The sequence below is a fragment of the Pseudomonas sp. 3296 genome (genome assembly GCF_031456615.1).
Lineage (GTDB): Bacteria > Pseudomonadota > Gammaproteobacteria > Pseudomonadales > Pseudomonadaceae > Aquipseudomonas > Aquipseudomonas mucoides.
The window spans coordinates 397929-415290 of sequence record NZ_JAVDUY010000007.1; the positions used below are offsets into that span (position 1 = coordinate 397929).

General features: G+C 60.8%; 16 protein-coding genes. 5 read left to right on the plus strand and 11 right to left on the minus strand.

What is annotated here, in order from left to right; translation table 11 throughout:
- Positions 1-16 precede the first annotated feature (16 nt).
- From J2X66_RS21170 to J2X66_RS21185, 4 genes are all read left to right on the plus strand, one after another.
- On the plus strand, positions 17-778 hold the full coding sequence (locus J2X66_RS21170; protein ID WP_027923042.1) for an SDR family NAD(P)-dependent oxidoreductase: 762 nt from the start codon (positions 17-19) through the stop codon (positions 776-778).
- Positions 779-789: 11 nt separating this feature from the next.
- Positions 790-1983, plus strand: a complete 1194-nt coding sequence (locus J2X66_RS21175) for an acetyl-CoA C-acyltransferase (RefSeq protein WP_310268027.1) — start codon at positions 790-792, stop codon at positions 1981-1983.
- A 158-nt stretch (positions 1984-2141) separates the two neighbouring features.
- Positions 2142-3269 carry an acyl-CoA dehydrogenase gene (locus tag J2X66_RS21180; RefSeq protein WP_007945943.1) on the plus strand — a complete coding sequence of 376 codons (1128 nt, stop codon included), beginning with the start codon at positions 2142-2144 and terminating at the stop codon, positions 3267-3269.
- A gap of 14 nt (positions 3270-3283) precedes the next feature.
- Positions 3284-4057, plus strand: coding sequence for an enoyl-CoA hydratase (locus J2X66_RS21185; protein WP_310268030.1), 774 nt, complete (start codon positions 3284-3286; stop codon positions 4055-4057).
- Between the two features lie 115 nt (positions 4058-4172).
- Here J2X66_RS21185 and J2X66_RS21190 read toward each other — a convergent pair whose 3' ends face one another.
- The 11 genes from J2X66_RS21190 to argH all read right to left on the minus strand — a co-directional run bounded on the left by J2X66_RS21190 (position 4173) and on the right by argH (position 16077).
- Positions 4173-5324, minus strand: a complete 1152-nt coding sequence (locus J2X66_RS21190; RefSeq protein WP_027923046.1) for an acyl-CoA dehydrogenase family protein — start codon at positions 5322-5324, stop codon at positions 4173-4175.
- Positions 5325-5327: 3 nt separating this feature from the next.
- Entirely contained in the window at positions 5328-6434 is a 1107-nt protein-coding gene (locus J2X66_RS21195) for an enoyl-CoA hydratase/isomerase family protein (protein WP_310268035.1), read from the minus strand.
- 230 nt (positions 6435-6664) lie between these two features.
- Positions 6665-7372, minus strand: coding sequence for an HPP family protein (locus J2X66_RS21200; protein ID WP_310268038.1), 708 nt, complete (start codon positions 7370-7372; stop codon positions 6665-6667).
- Between the two features lie 161 nt (positions 7373-7533).
- Positions 7534-8712, minus strand: a complete 1179-nt coding sequence (locus J2X66_RS21205; RefSeq protein ID WP_027923049.1) for an MFS transporter — start codon at positions 8710-8712, stop codon at positions 7534-7536.
- 79 nt (positions 8713-8791) lie between these two features.
- Positions 8792-10141, minus strand: coding sequence for an MmgE/PrpD family protein (locus tag J2X66_RS21210; RefSeq protein ID WP_310268043.1), 1350 nt, complete (start codon positions 10139-10141; stop codon positions 8792-8794).
- On the minus strand, positions 10138-11025 hold the full coding sequence (locus tag J2X66_RS21215) for a polysaccharide deacetylase (protein ID WP_310268046.1): 888 nt from the start codon (positions 11023-11025) through the stop codon (positions 10138-10140). The genes J2X66_RS21210 and J2X66_RS21215 overlap by 4 nt, the downstream gene beginning before the upstream one ends.
- Positions 11018-11866: a polysaccharide deacetylase gene (locus J2X66_RS21220; RefSeq protein ID WP_310268050.1), complete on the minus strand. Its 849-nt coding sequence runs from the start codon at positions 11864-11866 to the stop codon at positions 11018-11020. Before J2X66_RS21220 ends, J2X66_RS21215 begins: the two co-directional genes overlap by 8 nt.
- Before the next feature lie 116 nt (positions 11867-11982).
- Entirely contained in the window at positions 11983-12807 is an 825-nt protein-coding gene (locus tag J2X66_RS21225; protein WP_310268053.1) for an ABC transporter substrate-binding protein, read from the minus strand.
- 39 nt (positions 12808-12846) lie between these two features.
- Complete coding sequence (locus J2X66_RS21230; RefSeq protein ID WP_027923054.1) at positions 12847-13611, minus strand: amino acid ABC transporter ATP-binding protein; 765 nt, start codon at positions 13609-13611, stop codon at positions 12847-12849.
- Between the two features lie 10 nt (positions 13612-13621).
- Positions 13622-14500 carry an amino acid ABC transporter permease gene (locus tag J2X66_RS21235; RefSeq protein WP_027923055.1) on the minus strand — a complete coding sequence of 293 codons (879 nt, stop codon included), beginning with the start codon at positions 14498-14500 and terminating at the stop codon, positions 13622-13624.
- Positions 14501-14649: 149 nt separating this feature from the next.
- On the minus strand, positions 14650-16077 hold the full coding sequence (argH, locus tag J2X66_RS21240) for an argininosuccinate lyase (RefSeq protein ID WP_310268057.1): 1428 nt from the start codon (positions 16075-16077) through the stop codon (positions 14650-14652).
- A 306-nt stretch (positions 16078-16383) separates the two neighbouring features.
- Between argH and J2X66_RS21245 the strand changes: the two genes are divergently transcribed.
- A complete protein-coding gene (locus J2X66_RS21245; RefSeq protein ID WP_310268060.1) occupies positions 16384-17349 on the plus strand; it encodes a LysR family transcriptional regulator in 966 nt (321 codons plus the stop codon).
- The last annotated feature ends 13 nt before the right edge of the window (positions 17350-17362 follow it).

The following is a 17362-nucleotide window of genomic DNA, read 5'->3' on the forward strand; positions in this document are numbered from 1 at the left end:
ATCCAAGGAAACAATGATGCAGATCGAAAACAAGATTTTTCTGGTCACCGGCGGTGCTTCCGGCCTGGGGGCCGCAACGGCTGAAATGCTGGTCGCGGCCGGCGCCAAAGTGATGCTGGTGGACATGAATGCCGAGGCCGTGGCGGCGCAGGCCCAGCGCCTGGGCGCGCAAAGCGTGGTCGCGGACATCAGCAACGAAGCGGCGGCGGAAGCGGCGGTGCAAGCCACGGTCAAAGCCTTCGGTGGCCTCAACGGTCTGGTCAATTGCGCCGGCATCGTGCGTGGCGAGAAAATCCTCGGCAAGAACGGCCCGCATGCATTGGCCAGTTTCAGCCAGGTGATCAACGTCAACCTGATCGGCAGCTTCAACATGCTGCGCCTGGCCTCGGCGGCCATCGCCGAAACCCAGCCGGACGCCGATGGCGAGCGCGGCGTGATCATCAACACGGCCTCGGCCGCTGCCTATGACGGCCAGATCGGCCAGGCGGCTTATGCCGCGTCCAAAGGTGCGATCGTCAGCCTGACCTTGCCCGCTGCCCGTGAATTGGCGCGTTTTGGCATCCGCGTGATGACCATCGCCCCCGGCATTTTCGAAACGCCAATGATGGCCGGCATGACCCAGGAAGTGCGCGATTCGCTGGCCGCTGGCGTGCCATTCCCGCCGCGTCTGGGCAAGCCCGGCGAGTACGCCGCGCTGGTCCGGCATATCATTGAAAACAGCATGCTCAACGGCGAGGTGATTCGTCTCGACGGTGCCTTGCGCATGGCCGCCAAGTAAGGAGTTTTGTCATGACCATTGCCAACGATCCGATTGTTATCGTCAGCGCCGTCCGCACCCCGATGGGCGGGTTTCAGGGCGAACTGAAAAGCCTCACTGCACCGCAACTCGGTGCTCTGGCCATCCGCGCCGCCGTCGAGCGCGCCGGCATCAACGCCGAATCGGTCGAAGAAGTGCTGTTCGGCTGCGTGCTGTCCGCTGGCCTCGGCCAGGCGCCGGCGCGCCAGGCTGCACTGGGCGCCGGGCTGGATAAATCGACGCGTTGCACCACGCTCAACAAGATGTGCGGTTCGGGCATGGAAGCAGCGATTCTGGCCCACGACATGCTGGTGGCCGGCAGTGCCGACGTGGTGGTGGCGGGCGGCATGGAAAGCATGTCCAACGCGCCTTATTTGCTGGACCGCGCGCGCAGCGGTTACCGCATGGGCCATGGCCGTGTGCTCGATCACATGTTCCTCGACGGTTTGGAAGATGCCTACGACAAGGGCCGCCTGATGGGCACCTTTGCCGAGGATTGCGCGCAAACCAACGGTTTCACCCGCGAAGCGCAAGACGCCTTTGCCATCGCCTCGACCACCCGCGCGCAGCAGGCGATCAAGGACGGCAGCTTCAAGGACGAGATCGTCCCGGTGTCGGTCATGGTCGGTAAAGAACACGTGCTCATCAGCAACGACGAACAGCCACCGAAAGCCAAACTGGACAAGATCGCCTCGTTGAAACCGGCGTTCCGCGATGGCGGCACGGTCACGGCGGCAAACTCCAGTTCGATTTCCGACGGCGCGGCGGCACTGGTGCTGATGCGCCGTTCCGAAGCCCAGAAACAAGGGCTGAAACCACTGGCCGTGATTCACGGCCACGCGGCGTTCGCTGACACCCCGGGGCTGTTCCCGGTGGCACCGGTGGGCGCGATCAAGAAGCTGATGAATAAAACCGGCTGGTCGCTGGACCAGGTCGAACTGTTTGAAGTGAACGAAGCGTTCGCCGTGGTCAGTCTGGTGACCATGACCAAACTGGAAATTCCTCACGAGAAGGTCAACGTTCACGGCGGCGCGTGTGCCTTGGGCCATCCGATTGGTGCGTCGGGCGCACGGATTCTCGTGACCTTGCTCTCGGCCCTGCGCCAGAAAGGCCTGAAACGCGGCGTCGCAGCGATCTGCATTGGCGGCGGCGAAGCCACGGCCATGGCGGTTGAATGCCTCTACTGAAGCACTCAGTCCCTGTAGGAGTGAGCCTGCTCGCGATAGCGGTGTATCAGTCAGTAGAAATGTTGACTATGAGACCGCCATCGCGAGCAGGCTCGCTCCTACAGGTTCAGTGTTTCAACCAGTCATTTTGTACGACAGGCTTATTTTAAGGACTTGGCATGATTCCCAATGACGAACAACTGCAGATCAGCGAAGCCGCCCGGCAGTTTGCCCAGGAACGGCTGAAACCGTTCGCCGCCGAGTGGGATCGCGAACACCGCTTCCCCAAGGAAGCCATCGGTGAAATGGCCGAGCTCGGCTTCTTCGGCATGTTGGTGCCAGAGCAGTGGGGTGGTTGCGACACCGGTTACCTGGCCTACGCCATGGCCCTGGAAGAAATCGCCGCCGGTGACGGCGCGTGCTCGACCATCATGAGCGTGCACAACTCGGTCGGCTGCGTACCGATCCTGCACTACGGCAACGACGATCAGAAAGAACGCTTCCTCAAACCCTTGGCCAGTGGCGCAATGCTCGGCGCCTTCGCCCTGACCGAACCGCAGGCCGGTTCCGACGCCAGCGGCCTGAAAACCCGCGCACGGCTGGAAGGCGATCACTACGTGCTCAACGGCTGCAAACAGTTCATCACCTCCGGGCAAAACGCCGGGGTGGTGATTGTGTTCGCGGTGACTGACCCGAGCGCGGGCAAACGTGGCATCACCGCGTTGATCGTACCGACCGATTCACCGGGCTATAAAGTCGCGAGGGTCGAAGACAAACTCGGTCAGCACGCGTCGGACACCTGCCAGATCCTGTTCGAAGACGTTAAAGTCCCGGTCGCCAACCGTTTGGGCGAAGAGGGCGAAGGTTACCGAATCGCCCTGGCCAACCTGGAAGGTGGCCGCGTCGGCATTGCGTCGCAATCGGTGGGCATGGCTCGCGCCGCGTTCGAAGCGGCCCGCGACTACGCCCGTGAGCGCGAGAGTTTCGGCAAGCCGATCATCGAACATCAGGCGGTTGCTTTCCGCCTCGCCGACATGGCCACGCAAATAGCCGTGGCCCGGCAGATGGTGCATTACGCAGCGGCGCTGCGTGACAGCGGCAAACCGGCGCTGGTCGAAGCGTCCATGGCCAAGCTGTTCGCCTCGGAAATGGCCGAAAAGGTCTGCTCCTCGGCATTGCAAACCCTCGGCGGTTACGGTTACCTCAACGATTTCCCGCTGGAGCGCATTTATCGCGACGTGCGGGTCTGCCAGATCTACGAAGGCACCAGCGATATTCAACGCATGGTTATTTCGCGCAATTTATAAGAAGGAGTCCCTCTGTGAGTTACGAAACGATTTTGCTGGAAACCCACGGCCGCGTCGGCCTGATTACCTTGAACCGCCCGCAAGCGCTGAACGCGTTGAACGCGCAGATCGTCAGCGAGTTGAACCAGGCCCTTGATGGCCTGGAAGCCGATTCGAACATCGGCTGCATCGTGCTGACCGGCTCGAAAAAAGCCTTTGCCGCCGGCGCCGATATCAAGGAAATGGCCGAGCTGACCTACCCGCAAATCTACATCGACGACCTGTTCAGCGACAGCGATCGCGTGGCCAACCGCCGCAAGCCGATCATCGCTGCGGTCAACGGTTTTGCCTTGGGCGGTGGCTGTGAACTGGCGTTGATGTGCGACTTCATCCTGGCGGGCGATAATGCCAAATTCGGCCAGCCGGAAATCAACCTCGGCGTGCTGCCGGGCATGGGCGGCACCCAGCGCCTGACCCGCGCCGTGGGCAAAGCCAAGGCCATGGAAATGTGCCTGAGCGGGCGTTTGATCGACGCGGTGGAAGCGGAGCGTTGCGGCATCGTCGCGCGGATCGTGCCGGCGGATGAATTGCTGGACGAAGCGCTGAAAGTTGCGGCACTGATTGCCAAGAAGTCGCTGCCGATTGCGATGATGGTCAAGGAAAGCGTCAACCGTGCGTTCGAAGTGAGCCTGTCCGAAGGCGTGCGCTTTGAGCGCCGGGTGTTCCATGCGGCGTTTGCGACGCAGGATCAGAAGGAAGGGATGGCGGCGTTTATTGCCAAGCGTGAGGCTGAGTTCCAAGGTAAGTAATGCGGTGTCTTGACTGACGCCATCGCGGGCAAGCCCGGCTCCCACAGGTTATCGGTGTCCTTTCCATTGACACATAACCTGTGGGAGCCGGGCTTGCCCGCGATGCTTTTAGGGTTCAGACCAGATAGTTTTTGAGCTCGCGGGCGATCACCATCCGCTGTATCTCGCTCGACCCTTCGTAAATCTGCGTAATCCGCGCATCCCGGTAGTATTTTTCCACCGGATAGTCTTCCAGATACCCATAACCGCCGTGAATCTGAATCGCGGATGAGCACACCTTTTCGGCCATTTCCGAGGCGAACAGCTTGGCCTGTGAGGCTTGCGACAGGCAGGGCTTGCCGGCGGTGCGCAGGCGCGCCGCATGCAGGATGAGCAATCGCGCGGCGTTCAGTTGCATGTGCATGTCGGCGAGCATGTTGGCGATGCTCTGGTGCTCGATAATCGGCTTGTCGAATTGCACCCGATCCCGCGCATAGGCCAGCGCCGCTTCGAACGCGGCTCGGGCAATGCCCAGGGCTTGCGCGGCGATGCCGATGCGGCCGCCTTCGAGGTTGGACAGGGCGATGGACAGGCCTTTGCCGCGCTCACCCAGCAGGTTGGCTTCAGGAATGGTGCAGTTATTCAACGTCACCGCGCAGGTGTCGGAGGCGCGGATGCCCATCTTGTGTTCCGTGCGATCGACGATAAAACCGGCAGTGTCAGTCGGCACCAGGAAGGCCGAAATGCCGCGTTTGCCAAGGTCCGGATCGGTCACGGCAAACACAATTGCCAGTTTCGCGCGCTTTCCGTTGCTGACAAATTGCTTGGCGCCGTTGATCACCCACTGGCCGTCACGCAGTTCGGCGCGAGTGCGCAGGTTGTGCGCTTCGGAACCGGCTTGTGGTTCGGTCAGGCAGAAGCAGCCGATGGCCTGGCCGCTGGCGAGATCCGGCAGCCAGGTCTGTTTCTGTTCTTCAGTGCCGTAGTTCAAAACGGGGCCGCACCCGACCGAGTTGTGAATGCTCATCAGCGCACCGGTAGCGCCATCACCCGCGGAAATCTCTTCCACCGCCAAGGCGTAGGCCACGTAGTCGACATAGGTGCCGCCCCATTCTTCAGGCACCACCATGCCCAGCAGCCCGAGTTCACCCATCTTCGCCACCAGACCGTCGTCGATCCAGCCAGCCTTTTCCCAGGCTTGTGCGTGGGGCGCGATTTCGCCGCGGGCAAAGTCCCGGGCCATGTCGCGGATCATGACTTGTTCTTCGCTCAATTCGATATCGTGCATGGCTCAGTTCCCACTCTCATCAAGGCCGCTGAAGAAACTCGCGACATGCTTGGCGTCCAGCGCCTGAAAGGTCGGCGGGTTCCAGCGCGGCGACTTGTCTTTGTCGATCAGCAAGGCGCGCACGCCTTCGATCAGGTCGCCGCGCTCGAACCATTGACGGTCCAGGTGCAGCTCAAGGGCGAAGCAGTCTTCCAGACTCAAGTGCCGACCCCGACGGAGCATTTCCAGGGTCACGCCCATGGCCAGCGGCGAACGGCTGTCCAGCAGGTCGGCAGTGGTCCGTGCCCACTCATGGCTGTCGGCAATCGTCACTTCACGCAATTGCTCAACAATACTCGGCACATCGGGCAAGGCGAAGAAGTGGTCGATGGCCGGGCGCAGCGCTTGCAACGGCGCATCGGGCAGTTGTTGCACTGCGAGTTTCGCCAGCAGGCCTTGCAGGTCCTTGAGCGGCGTGTCGTGCCATTCGAGCTGATCGAGTTTGTCGTCAAGCACGGCCAGTTTTTCGCTCTCCAGATACCAGTCGGCCAACCCGCAGTAGAGCGCATCCGCCGCGCGAATCTGCACACCGCTGATACCGAGGTACATCCCAATCTCGCCGGGGATGCGTGGCAGGAAGTAGCTGCCACCGACGTCCGGGAAGTAGCCAATGCCGACTTCCGGCATCGCCAGACGGCTTTTTTCAGTGACCACTCGCAGATCGGCGCCTTGCACCAGGCCCATGCCGCCGCCCAGGACGAAGCCGTCCATCAAGGCAAGCACGGGTTTTCGGTAATGGTGGATGGCGAGGTCGAGGGCGTATTCCTCGACGAAGAAATCCTGGTGCAGCGTGTCGCCGCTTTTGAAACTGTCATACAACGAGCGAATATCGCCGCCGGCACAGAAGGCTTTCTCGCCGGCACCGCGCAAGACCACCGCATGCACCTGCGAATCCTGAGCCCAGGCATCGAGCTGACGCTGCAGGTTGCGCACCATGTCCAGGGTCAGGGCGTTGAGGCCGGCAGGGCGGTTGAGGGTCAGGTGACCGATGTGGTTGCGAACCTCGGCCAGCACTTCGTTTTGCGTGGCGTCCATGGACGAAGTCCCCTGCGATGAAACCTGAGCAGTCATCACTAACTCCCTGCTTTTATTGTTCTTTATAGAGATGCTCGCGCGCGAGCGATGCAGGATCGTACCAGTGCAAATTTGTGATGTACAACCGGGATATGTGCAGGTCCTGTCTGCGTTTTTGCAGCAAACTTGTGGGCGCCGAGCTTGCTCGCGATGGGGCCCTGTCAGCCAACATAAGTGTTGAATGACACACCGCTATCGCGAGCAAGCTCTGCTCCCACAAGGATTGGTTAAATGCGTTTGCTGAGTACTTCGCTGATACTGCGCCGCTTGGCGTGCAGTTCACTGGCATGGATCAGCTGTTCGAGGTCTTCGGGCGTGACATCGAAGAACGCCTCCATGTCCGCCAACGCCAGTTTGAGGTCCAGGGCGGTGATCGCCTGGGTGTCGACGGGCGGGTGGTCGGCGGGGATCGCGGCCGCCGGTACGCTGGCGCGTTTGGGGTAGCGAATGCGTGTCAGGTTGTTGTAGGCCAGGGCGCTGAGCAACATCGCCGAGGCAGCGAGCATCACCGGGCCGAGGGCCTTCCAGTCCATCGCGATGGTGGCGGGGTCGGCCAACACCAACAACAGTGCCAACGCCCCGGCCGGCGGATGCAGGCAACGCAGCCAACACATCAACATCAGCGCCATGCCCGCTGCCAGGCAGGCACTGCCGAGGGTTCGCCCGAGCACATGGGCAACCAGCAGCGAAACCACTCCAGCGCTCAAGTAGCCGCCCAGAATCGACCACGGCTGGGCGAGGGCGCCTGAGGACACAGCGAACAACAACACGGCCGATGCACCCAGCGGGCCGATCAGGTGCTGCGCGACGTCCATGCCAAACGCTTGCCCGCAAACCCACACGCTGAACAGCGTCCCAAGGGCCATGCCGATGGCAGCGCGGCTCCATTCGGAAGGGCGGGTGTTGATGGCGTCGGGCAACCAGCGAGCGAGCATGATGAAGTTGATCCGTGAACAAAAAAACGAGCAAAAAAAAAGGCTTGGCTGGGATATCCAGAAAGCCCTTGAAGGTGTTCCAACTATTGGGGGAGGAACGGGGCACAGTGTGCCGTTGAATCCATGTGCTGACAAATTCATATTAATGCAGTTTCAGTGCACTAATTTTGCAGTATCGCCACGCGCCGTCCGCTCATGAAGCACAGGAATCCGCCCATCGCGGTCAGTGCGCTCAAGGCATAGAACATCGTCGGTGCGGGCGTGTGCATCAACAGGAAGCCGCAGATCACCGGGCTCAGTGCGCCGCCGAGGGCGGCGAGGTTCTGCGCGCCGTAATAGCTGCCCCGCAATTCTTCAGGGGCCAGGGTATCGACGAAGAGGAACTCGGCGGGGTAAATGATCATTTCGCCCAGGGTGAAGATGAACATGGCCACGCACCATGACACCAGGCTGTCGGCCAGGCTGAAGCCGATCAAACCGACGATGAACAGGCTGGTGCCACCGGCAATCCAGTAGCGCAGTTGTTCGCGCTTGAGAAACCGGCCGATCTGATATTGCAGCAGGATCACGCTGATGGCGTTGCAGGCGAGCAGGGCGGCCATGGTTTCCAGGGCGCGTTTGGAATCATGCGTCACCAGCAGGTATTGCGACAGGTACAAGGTGAACCGGCCGTGGACCACGGTACTGAGCAGGCAACCGCAGGTGAACATGATCAGCGTGCGGTCGTTTTTCAGGGTGATCAGCGTCTTGAGAAAGCTCTGGGGCTGGCCGATGGCAGGCACCGGGGCCGAATCCTTGGGGATGCCGATCATCAGGAAAATGCTGAAGAACGCGATGCCACCGGCGATCAGAAACGGCGCAATCGGGTACACCCCGGCAATCACCACGCCGAGCATCGGCCCGGTGGCGTAACCGATGTTGGTCAGGGTGTAGCGCAGGGAAAAGGCCTTGGCGCGCTGGCCCATGGGCAGGTTTTCGCTGAGGATCGCTTTCGATCCGATCAGGAACAGCGCCGATGCCGTTTCAGTGATCACCAGCGTGGCGGTGGTCAGGTAGAGGTTTTCGGCAAAGGTCAGCAGCACAAAGCCGATGGCGCTGGAGAGCATGGCGAGGATCAGCAGCCGGCGCTTTTCCAGGCGGTCGATGATGTAGCCGCCGTAGAGCGCGAGCAGCGTGGCGATAAACACCGCGATGCCCAGCAGCAAACCGACGTCCTGTTGGTTGAGGCCGAGTTTGTTGCTCAGGAACAGCGTGAGCAGCGGGCTGGTGATGGCGCGGCTGACGACAATCGTCAGCGAGACAATCATCAAGCGGCGGATAACGAGCGAGTAAGTGGCCACGGAGGGGCAAATGTCCTTATTTAGTTTTTTGGGTGTTTACCGGCAGACCGAGGCGAGACCATGGCGAGCTTGCGTCTGATCAAACCAGCCACCGATCCAGCAAACGCACCGACTCCATCTCATCGAGCCGCCACAACTGCCCAAGCAATTGCGCCGCCCGTTCCTGCGACATCACCCGCCCGGCCAGACTGAAAAACTTCTGTTCCAACGCCGCATCACTCAACGGATTCCCCGGCGCTCCCAGCGGCACTTCGACACACAGGCTTGCCTGCCGACCGTCCACGGTTCGCAGGCTGACAACCGGTTCGCCATCCTCTGACAGTTGCGGGTCCACTTCAAGACGAACGCGCGACATCCAGTGCGCGATACGCGGATCACGGCGTTGCGCATCGTCATAGGCCTGCAAACGGCAATGACCATGAACCAACCTTGCCGCCAGGGCATACGGCAAACTCATCTGCGCCGCCGCCAAGGTGCTGACTTCCTGGTCGCCGCACATGCCTTGAAGAAACCCGCACAGCGAAACATGAATGTCTTCGACCTGATCGACATCGACCTGCAATTGATCGAGCAACATCCCCAATGCGTCGATGGCCGAATGCGTACCCCGGCACGAGGCATGAGGCTTGATCGAACCGCGGGTGAGTTTCCACACGACGCCCACGTCGGCGTCCAGTGCCTCGGGCTGCGATGTCACGCCGGCGAGGGTTTTCAGAAAACCACCCCAGACATCATCGAACAACTTCGTTGGCCCGCTGATGCCCTGCTGCGCAAACCGTGCCGCCAGCAACCCACCTTCCGCGGCGCGGCCACTGTGCAGTTTTTTGCTGTGCGAGCCGTCGTGGATAAATGCCCACAGCCCGCCACTGAAACTGCCGGCGATGCCCAGCGCCGATAACGTTTGCTGAAGGTCCAGACGCAGGATCCGTGCGCTCGCCGCGGCCGCGCCGAATACACCGCACGTGGCGGTGGAGTGCCAGCCTGCGCCGTTGTGCGCCGCGTAACCGCCGCAGGCTTCCAGAACGCGCCGGCCGACTTCGTAGCCGATGACCACGGCCGTGATCAGCTCGCGACCGCTGACAGCGGTGGGCGACATCGATACCGCCGCCATGACCGCCGGAAGCACCACCGCGCCGGAATGGTCGCAGCCACCGGTGTCGTCCAGTTCCAGTGCATGGGCCGCGACGCCGTTGAGCATGGCCGCCTGAACGGCCCCGACCCGCAATCCAGTGCCCCAGACCAACGTTTCACCGGTTTCACCCGCAAACACCTGTTGCGATTGTTTCGCCACGTCGCTCACAGAACCGGCCAACGTCGCGCCGAAGGTATCGAGAATGTGCCGCTTGGCTTGCGTCACCAAAGCCGGGGGCAAGTCGTTGTAGCGAGTGTCAACGCAAAACTGCGCCAGTCGCTGCATGCGTTCGGTCATACGAGGTAATCCCGATAATGGCGCTCATACACCGAGGCCGGGTGATCCTCGGCCACAGGCTGCGCCGAACCGGCCCACCATTGCGCAACTTCAGCGGCTGTGGCGATCCACACCTCTTTGTGTTGCTTCATGCCCTCAAGCAATTCGCGCAGGACACCGATGCGCCCCGGCGTGGCGATGATTTCCGGGTGCAGGCGCAGCACGTAGCACAAGCCAAACCGGTGGAACCCGGCGAAGTCCATTTGCAGGTTGCCCAGGGTGTGGCTGTAAGACGCGATCCGCGACTGCGCCGCAGGCACGGCAGGGCTCAGGTTGAAGGCGAAATACGGCTCGTCTTCCAGTTCATAGTGCAGCGGCAACTCGATGACTTGCGGTGCAGTCGGATGCTTGAACGGCAAGTCATCACCACGCCACGACGAAGACCATCGAATGCCCTGATCCCTCAAGGCCTCGATGAAACCCGGTGCGCCGTTGCCGGCCGGGATGCGAAACCCCGTCGGACGCTGGCCGGTCAGCGCGGTCAACGCTGCGCAACCCTTGGCAATCTCAGCGCTCTGTTGGGCGAGATCGAGGGTGTCATAGTTCTGGTGGCGATAGCCTGAACAGGCGATTTCATGCCCGCCGGCCTGTATTGCGCGGAGGTGTTCGGGGTTTTCCTCGGCGACGATGCCGGGGATGCACCAACTGCTGGATACCCCCAGTTCCTTGAACAAACCGAGTAAGCGCTCGACTCCGCGTTGGCTGCCGTAACGCCAGACGGACAGCGTCTTGTCGCGCCCGGCGACTTCAGGCGCCTGGGTCAGAATGCCGTGGATGTCGTTGTAATCAACGGTCAACACCACGGCACAGCGCTTGCCTTGAGGCCACACAGTGGAATCAGCCATGGTGATGCTCCTTCAGCCACCACTGGGCGACATCGCGGCAGGTCGCGAACCACACGTCATCGCGTTGGCGCATGTGTTCGAAGAGTTTTTCCAGCAACAGGATGCGACCCGGTTTGCCGGTGATCTTGGGGTGAAACAAGGTGGTCAGGCACAGGCCTTCGTTCATCGCGCCGTCGTATTCGCGGCACCAGTTGTCGAGAGTCAGCGCGTAGCTGGCGGTGCGGTCGAGGCCCGAGGGGAAGTCCGGGGCGCGGGTGTAGGCGAGGGAGGCGTAGTCGTCCATTTCCCAGCGGCCGGGAATTTCCACCAACGGCGTGTCGTGGCCGGGTACCTTGACCAAGTACGGCCGGTCATCGCCGCGCATGCTGCTGGAATAGGTCACGCCGGCTTCAACCAGCATCGCCGGGGTCTCGGCACGCCAATCGCCGGACGGAGTGCGAAAGCCTTCGGCGCGGATCGCCAGGTGTTTCCAGAACACCTCGCGTGATGTCTTCATCACGTCCTTTTGCTGGTCCAGCGTCAGGGCGTAAAAGGATTCGTGTTTGTAGCCGTGGTACGCCACCTCATGCCCGCGCTCGACAATCGCCTGGCACTGTGTCGGCCAGTTCTCCACGACCCAGGCCGGGACGAAGAAGGTCGTTGGAATCCTGAATTCGTCGAGCAGGTCGAGAATCCGCGGCAGCGCCCGGTAAGGGCCGTAACCGCCGAAACCGAAATACTCGGGCTTGCGCCAGATCGAGCCGTTGAGCATGGCATCGCCGGTCGGGCCATCGAGATCGAAGGCCAGGGCGAGGCAGGCTTTGTGCGGGGCGGGCCAGGTGGGTTGCAGCGAGGAGGACATCAGTGGCACTCCATTCATTTATAGGTAAACCGCAAAACTTGCAGGAGCATGGCTTGCCAGCGATCGCGTCCTCAGGTGCGCCATCGCCGGCAAGCCGTGCTCCTACAGGGCAAGCATTACTTGCCGGCGTTGATGGTCACAGTCTTGATCGCGCCCAGTTCCAGGTCCCATTTTTTCAGGATGGTCTGGTAGCTGCCGTCATCAATCATGCTCTGCAATGCAACCTTCACCGCTTCACTCAACTCAGGCTTTTTCTTGCTCACGCCCAGCCCGGTGAACTGCGAGGAGATCGGCAAGCCCACGGTTTTGTACATGTCCTTTTCCTGGGTCTTGAGGTAAGGCAGGGTCTCGCTGCCCTGCATCGCCGCGTCGATACGGCTTTGACGCAGTTGCGCACGGGCATCGGCCGAACCTTCGGTGCCGATCACGTTGATTGCAGGCTTGCCGGCGGCTTCGCAGTTGGCCTTGCTCCACTCGGCGATTTCCGCCGGGAAGGTGGTGCGGCGGCTGGTGCCGACTTTTTTGCCGCACAGGTCGATGATCTCGTTGAAGTCCTTGTTCTTCTGCAGGGTGTAGAACTGCGGACCGCTGGTGAAATAGTCAACGAAAGTCACGCTGGCTTGACGCTCGGCAGTATCGGTCATGCCGGACAAGACCATGTCCACGCGGTCGGTGGTCAGCGCGTTGATCATCTGTTCGAAACCGGTTTCCTGCCATTTGATCTTCACGCCCAGACGCTCGGCCAGGGCATTGCCCAGGTCATAATCGAGGCCGGTGAGGGTGTTGGTGGCCGGGTCCTTGAAATCCATCGGCGGGTAGTTCGGCATGATCGCTACCACGATCTCGCCCTTGGCCTTGATGCTGGCCGGCAATTCGGCGGCGAAGGTGAAGCTGGAAGCCATCAGGCCGGCGAGTACTGCTGGAATAACGAAGTTCTTCATGGTCGTTCTCTTATGAGTGTTGTGAGCGCCAAACAGCGCTTAGGTTCGAACGGCAGAAATGAAGCTTTGGGTGCGCGGGTTTTGCGGACTTATTAGTATTTCTTCGGGGCTCCCTGCCTCCACGATCTGCCCGCCGTCCATGAACACCATGCGATTGGAAACCTCGCGAGCGAAGCCCAGTTCATGGGTGACGACGATCATGGTCATGCCGGTTTGCGCCAGATCGCGCATCACCGACAGCACCTCACCGACCAGTTCCGGGTCGAGTGCCGAAGTGGGTTCATCGAACAGCATCAGCTTGGGCCGCATGGCCAGGGCGCGGGCAATGGCCACGCGTTGTTGCTGACCACCCGACAGCTCGATCGGGTAGCTGTTGCGCTTGTCGGCCAGGCCGACGCGAGCGAGCAGTTCCACGGCTTCTTCGTGCGCCTCCTTGGGCGAGCGCTTGAGCACCTGGCACGGCCCTTCGATGATGTTTTGCAGCACCGTCATGTGCGGGAACAGATTGAAACGCTGGAACACCATGCCGGTGGACAGGCGTTGACGGGCGATCTGCGACTCGTTGAGTTCGTGCAGTTTGTTGCCGACGACGCGGTAACCCACCAGTTCGCCGTCGACCCACAGGCCGCCCTTGTCGATCTTTTCCAGCTGGTTGACGCAGCGCAGCAAGGTGCTTTTTCCGGAGCCGGACGGGCCGATGATGCACAGCACTTCGCCTTGCTCGACTTCGATGTTGATGTCCTTGAGCGCGTGGTACTGGTCGTAATATTTGTTCAGGCTCACGGCCTTGACGATGCTTCTCATGTGGGGCTCCTCAAGAACGCTTGCCGGCGCCGCGAGCGAAACGACGCTCCAGGCGGCTTTGACCAAAGGACAGCACGGTGACCGTGGCCAGGTACCAGATACCGGCGACGATCAGCAGCTCCATCACGCGAGCGTTGGCGTAGTAGATGTTCTGGGCGTTGTAGAGCAGTTCCGAGTACTGGATTACGCTCGCCAGGGAGGTCATTTTCACCATGCCGATGAATTCGTTACCGACCGGCGGAATGATGATCCGCATGGCCTGCGGCAGAATGATGCGGCGCAGCGCTTGCAGGCGCGGCATGCCGATCGACTTGGCGGCCTCGTACTGGCCGGTGTCCACCGACAGCAACCCGGCGCGCACCACTTCGGCGGTGTAGGCGCCCTGGTTGATGCTCAAGCCGAGCAGGGCGGCCACGAACGGCGTCATCAGGCTCACGGTGTCCATTTCGAACAGGCCGGGGATGCCGATGGTGGGGAAAATCAATGCGAGGTTGAACCACAACAGCAGTTGCAGGATCAGTGGCGTACCGCGAAACAGCCAGGTGTAGGTCACGGCCACGTAGCGCAGGATCGGGTTGGCCGACATGCGCATGATCGCGGTGATCACCCCGAAAATAATGCCCAGCGCCATCGCCAGCACGGCCATGACGACGGTGTTGAGCAAGCCCCACATGATCGCCTGGGAGGTCAGGAACTGGCCGATGTACGACCATTCGATCTTGCCTTCGGCGAAGGCCCGCACCAGACCGAGAATGGCGACGACGATGAGGGTGGCGAAGAAAATCCGCCCGTAATAACGCCGTGGCACATGCTGGTATTGCGTGATGTCGAACTGGTTTTCCGCCAGTTTGCGCTCCGACTGGAGTCGTTCTGCCTGGGTCTGGCTCATGTTGTTTCTCCGTAATCTGGTGTTTCAGGTCCAACTCAATCCCTGTAGGAGTGAGCCTGCTCGCGAATGCGGTTTTTCATTCAACGCTGATGTTGACTGACCCACCGCTTTCGCGAGGAGGCTCGCTCCCACAGGTTTTGTGTTCTGCCTTAAAGCCGGAAACCCTGATAGTTCTCGGTCCACGCGTGTTGCGCAGCGAGGGCGGTTTTCAGCCGGCCGATCTGCTCGCGCACTTGTTGCGGTGCGGTGCCGCCCCAGCCACTGCGGGCGGCGATGGCGGCTTCCAGGGTCAGGCTGTCACGCACTTCAGGCGTCAGGCGCGGGTCGATTTCGGCCAGCAATGCCGGCGAGGCTTCCCACAGTTCTATGTCGTGTTTCTCACAGGCCTGGACCAGCGCGCCGGTAATCTCATGCGCTTCCTTGAACGGCACGCCGCGCATGGCCAGCCAGTCAGCGACCTCGGTGGCGAGGGTGAAGCCCAGTGGTGCCTGACGACGCAGTTCTTCGACGTTGACCTTCATGGTTGCGACCATCCCGGCCATGGCCGGCAGCACCAGCAGCAAGGTGTCGACGCTGTCGAGCACGCCGTTCTTGTCTTCGCTCAAGTCGCGGTTGTACGACAGCGGCAGGGATTTCAGCGTGGAGAGCAAACCGGTCAGGTTACCGATCAGGCGACCCGCCTTGCCCCGGGCCAGTTCGGCGATGTCCGGGTTTTTCTTCTGCGGCATGATCGAGCTGCCGGTGGCGTAGGCATCGTCCAGCGCAACCCAGCGAAATTGCCGCGACGACCACAGGCAAAATTCTTCGGAGAGGCGGGAAATGTTGATGCCGAGCATGCTCGCAATAAACAGGAATTCGGCGACGTGATCGCGGCTGGCGACGGCGTCGATGGAGTTTTCGCAGACGCCGCTGTAGCCCATTTCCTTGGCCGACTGTTGCGGCAGGCGAGCAATGGCGGAACCGGCCATGGCCGCAGCGCCGAGTGGCGACAGTGAGGTGCGTATGTCCCAATCCACCAGGCGTTGCACGTCACGCAGCAACGATTGCGAGTGAGCCAGCAAGTGGTGCGCGAAGACGATGGGTTGCGCCTGCTGCAAGTGGGTGAAGCCCGGGCAGATGCTTTCGATGTGTTGCTCGGCTTGATCGACCAGGGCCTGTTGCAGGGCCAGCACTTCGACGGCCAGGGTGCGGACGTGATCACGCAGAAACAGGCGCAGGTCGTTGGCGGTCTGGTCGTTGCGCGAGCGGCCCGCACGCAGCTTGCCGCCCAAGGCGCCGAGGCGTTCGGTCAGCAGGCGTTCGATGAAGGTGTGGACGTCTTCGTCGTCCAGCGTCGGGGCGATGCGGCCGGCGCGGAAGTCATCACCGATGCGCTCCAGCGCGTCGAGCATGGTCAGGGTTTCTTGCTCGGTCAGCAGCCCGGCACGCTGCAGTTCACGGGCATGCGCCTTGGAGCCGGCGAGGTCGTACGGGGTGAGGCGAAAGTAGCGCTCGGGGCAACGGGACAGGGCCGCCAGGGCTTCGGACGGGCCGCTTTTGAAGCGAGCCCCCCAGAGACGGTCGGTGGTTTGAGACATTGTTGTTTTCCTCGTCGGTAAAGCAAACTGAAATCGGTATGCCAGGCTTGGAACACGCGTCGAAAATCATCCGGGCGAGGTTCGGCCTAATCAAATTCAAGGGCAGGGGATAAGCGCAGTTGCGAAGTCACGAGAGCTGATCGAAGTGTCAGCTTTTAGTCGTTGAACATCAGTGAGTTGGCACTGAAGTACGGAATTTATTGGCGGTTGCCAAGCCTGGTTTTCTGTGGTCATTATTATTTACCGGCACTATTTTTGTTGTTGGACACAGGTTGTTGAATACGGCGCCAGAGGTAAATAAGCATTATGGAAACCCCACTTTCCAATTCCGGAAACCCGCCGCCAAAACCGCTGCAACGGGCACCGCTGGCCCTCAGTGGGCTGGACTTCAAATTGCTCAAAGTATTCAAGGCCGTGGTCGAGGCCGGGGGCTTTAGTGCGGCGCAAAATGAGCTGAATGTGGGGCTGGCGGCGATCAGCAAACAGATCTCCGACCTGGAAATCCGCATTGGCATGCGCCTGTGTACCCGGGGTCGAGAAGGCTTTCACCTGACCGAAGAAGGGCGCTTGGTGTATCAGGCATCGATCGATTTGTTTGCCTCGGTCGATAACTTTCGAGATCGTCTTAGTTCAGCGCAAAACGAACTTATCGGCGATCTGGGGGTGGGCGTTATCGACAATACGATTTCCGATGCTAATTCACCGTTAGTTGCAGCGCTAAGACGAATTAATGAAGAGTCGCCGAAAGTAAGGTTTCAACTTCAGTCATCGCAACTGGATGAAGTGGAAAGGGGAGTGGTAGAGGGGCGATTAGTGGCGGGGATCGTGCCGGTGTACCAAAAAAGAGAGGAGTTTGATTATTACGCGCTGTATGAAGAACGCTCGGAAGTTTATTGCGCTGTCGGTCACCCGCTGTTTTCGACGCCGGACGCCGAAATGGGCAGCGATGTGCTCAGGCACCATGAGTGCATCAACCATCGCTACGCGATTCATCGGGACAAGCTGAACTTCGCTCACTACGACAGTTTTTCGGCGTCCGCTACCCAAGTGGAAGCCGTGGCGCTGTTGATCAAGACCGGTCGTTTTGTCGGTTTTCTGCCGCAGCATTACGCCGCGACGATGGTGGCTCATGGACAGTTTCGCGCGGTGCGCCCGGACCTGATCAACATCGTCACGCCGTTCAATCTGATCCTGCGCCACAACACCGTGCGCAGTCCGCTGGTCAAGGCGTTTGCGCAGGCGTTGGGGGTTGATTTGAAGGCACCTGCGTGAAACAAACAGGGGC

What these genes read in the sequence shown, in the direction of transcription:
- J2X66_RS21245 (WP_310268060.1), top strand. Translation starts at nt 16,384, where the DNA reads ATGGAAACCCCACTTTCCAATTCCGGAAACCCGCCGCCAAAACCGCTG.
- argH (WP_310268057.1), bottom strand. Translation starts at nt 16,077, where the DNA reads ATGTCTCAAACCACCGACCGTCTCTGGGGGGCTCGCTTCAAAAGCGGC.
- J2X66_RS21210 (WP_310268043.1), bottom strand. Translation starts at nt 10,141, where the DNA reads ATGACCGAACGCATGCAGCGACTGGCGCAGTTTTGCGTTGACACTCGC.
- J2X66_RS21230 (WP_027923054.1), bottom strand. Translation starts at nt 13,611, where the DNA reads ATGAGAAGCATCGTCAAGGCCGTGAGCCTGAACAAATATTACGACCAG.
- J2X66_RS21175 (WP_310268027.1), top strand. Translation starts at nt 790, where the DNA reads ATGACCATTGCCAACGATCCGATTGTTATCGTCAGCGCCGTCCGCACC.
- J2X66_RS21235 (WP_027923055.1), bottom strand. Translation starts at nt 14,500, where the DNA reads ATGAGCCAGACCCAGGCAGAACGACTCCAGTCGGAGCGCAAACTGGCG.
- J2X66_RS21200 (WP_310268038.1), bottom strand. Translation starts at nt 7,372, where the DNA reads ATGCTCGCTCGCTGGTTGCCCGACGCCATCAACACCCGCCCTTCCGAA.
- J2X66_RS21170 (WP_027923042.1), top strand. Translation starts at nt 17, where the DNA reads ATGCAGATCGAAAACAAGATTTTTCTGGTCACCGGCGGTGCTTCCGGC.
- J2X66_RS21180 (WP_007945943.1), top strand. Translation starts at nt 2,142, where the DNA reads ATGATTCCCAATGACGAACAACTGCAGATCAGCGAAGCCGCCCGGCAG.
- J2X66_RS21225 (WP_310268053.1), bottom strand. Translation starts at nt 12,807, where the DNA reads ATGAAGAACTTCGTTATTCCAGCAGTACTCGCCGGCCTGATGGCTTCC.
- J2X66_RS21215 (WP_310268046.1), bottom strand. Translation starts at nt 11,025, where the DNA reads ATGGCTGATTCCACTGTGTGGCCTCAAGGCAAGCGCTGTGCCGTGGTG.
- J2X66_RS21190 (WP_027923046.1), bottom strand. Translation starts at nt 5,324, where the DNA reads ATGCACGATATCGAATTGAGCGAAGAACAAGTCATGATCCGCGACATG.
- J2X66_RS21220 (WP_310268050.1), bottom strand. Translation starts at nt 11,866, where the DNA reads ATGTCCTCCTCGCTGCAACCCACCTGGCCCGCCCCGCACAAAGCCTGC.
- J2X66_RS21195 (WP_310268035.1), bottom strand. Translation starts at nt 6,434, where the DNA reads ATGACTGCTCAGGTTTCATCGCAGGGGACTTCGTCCATGGACGCCACG.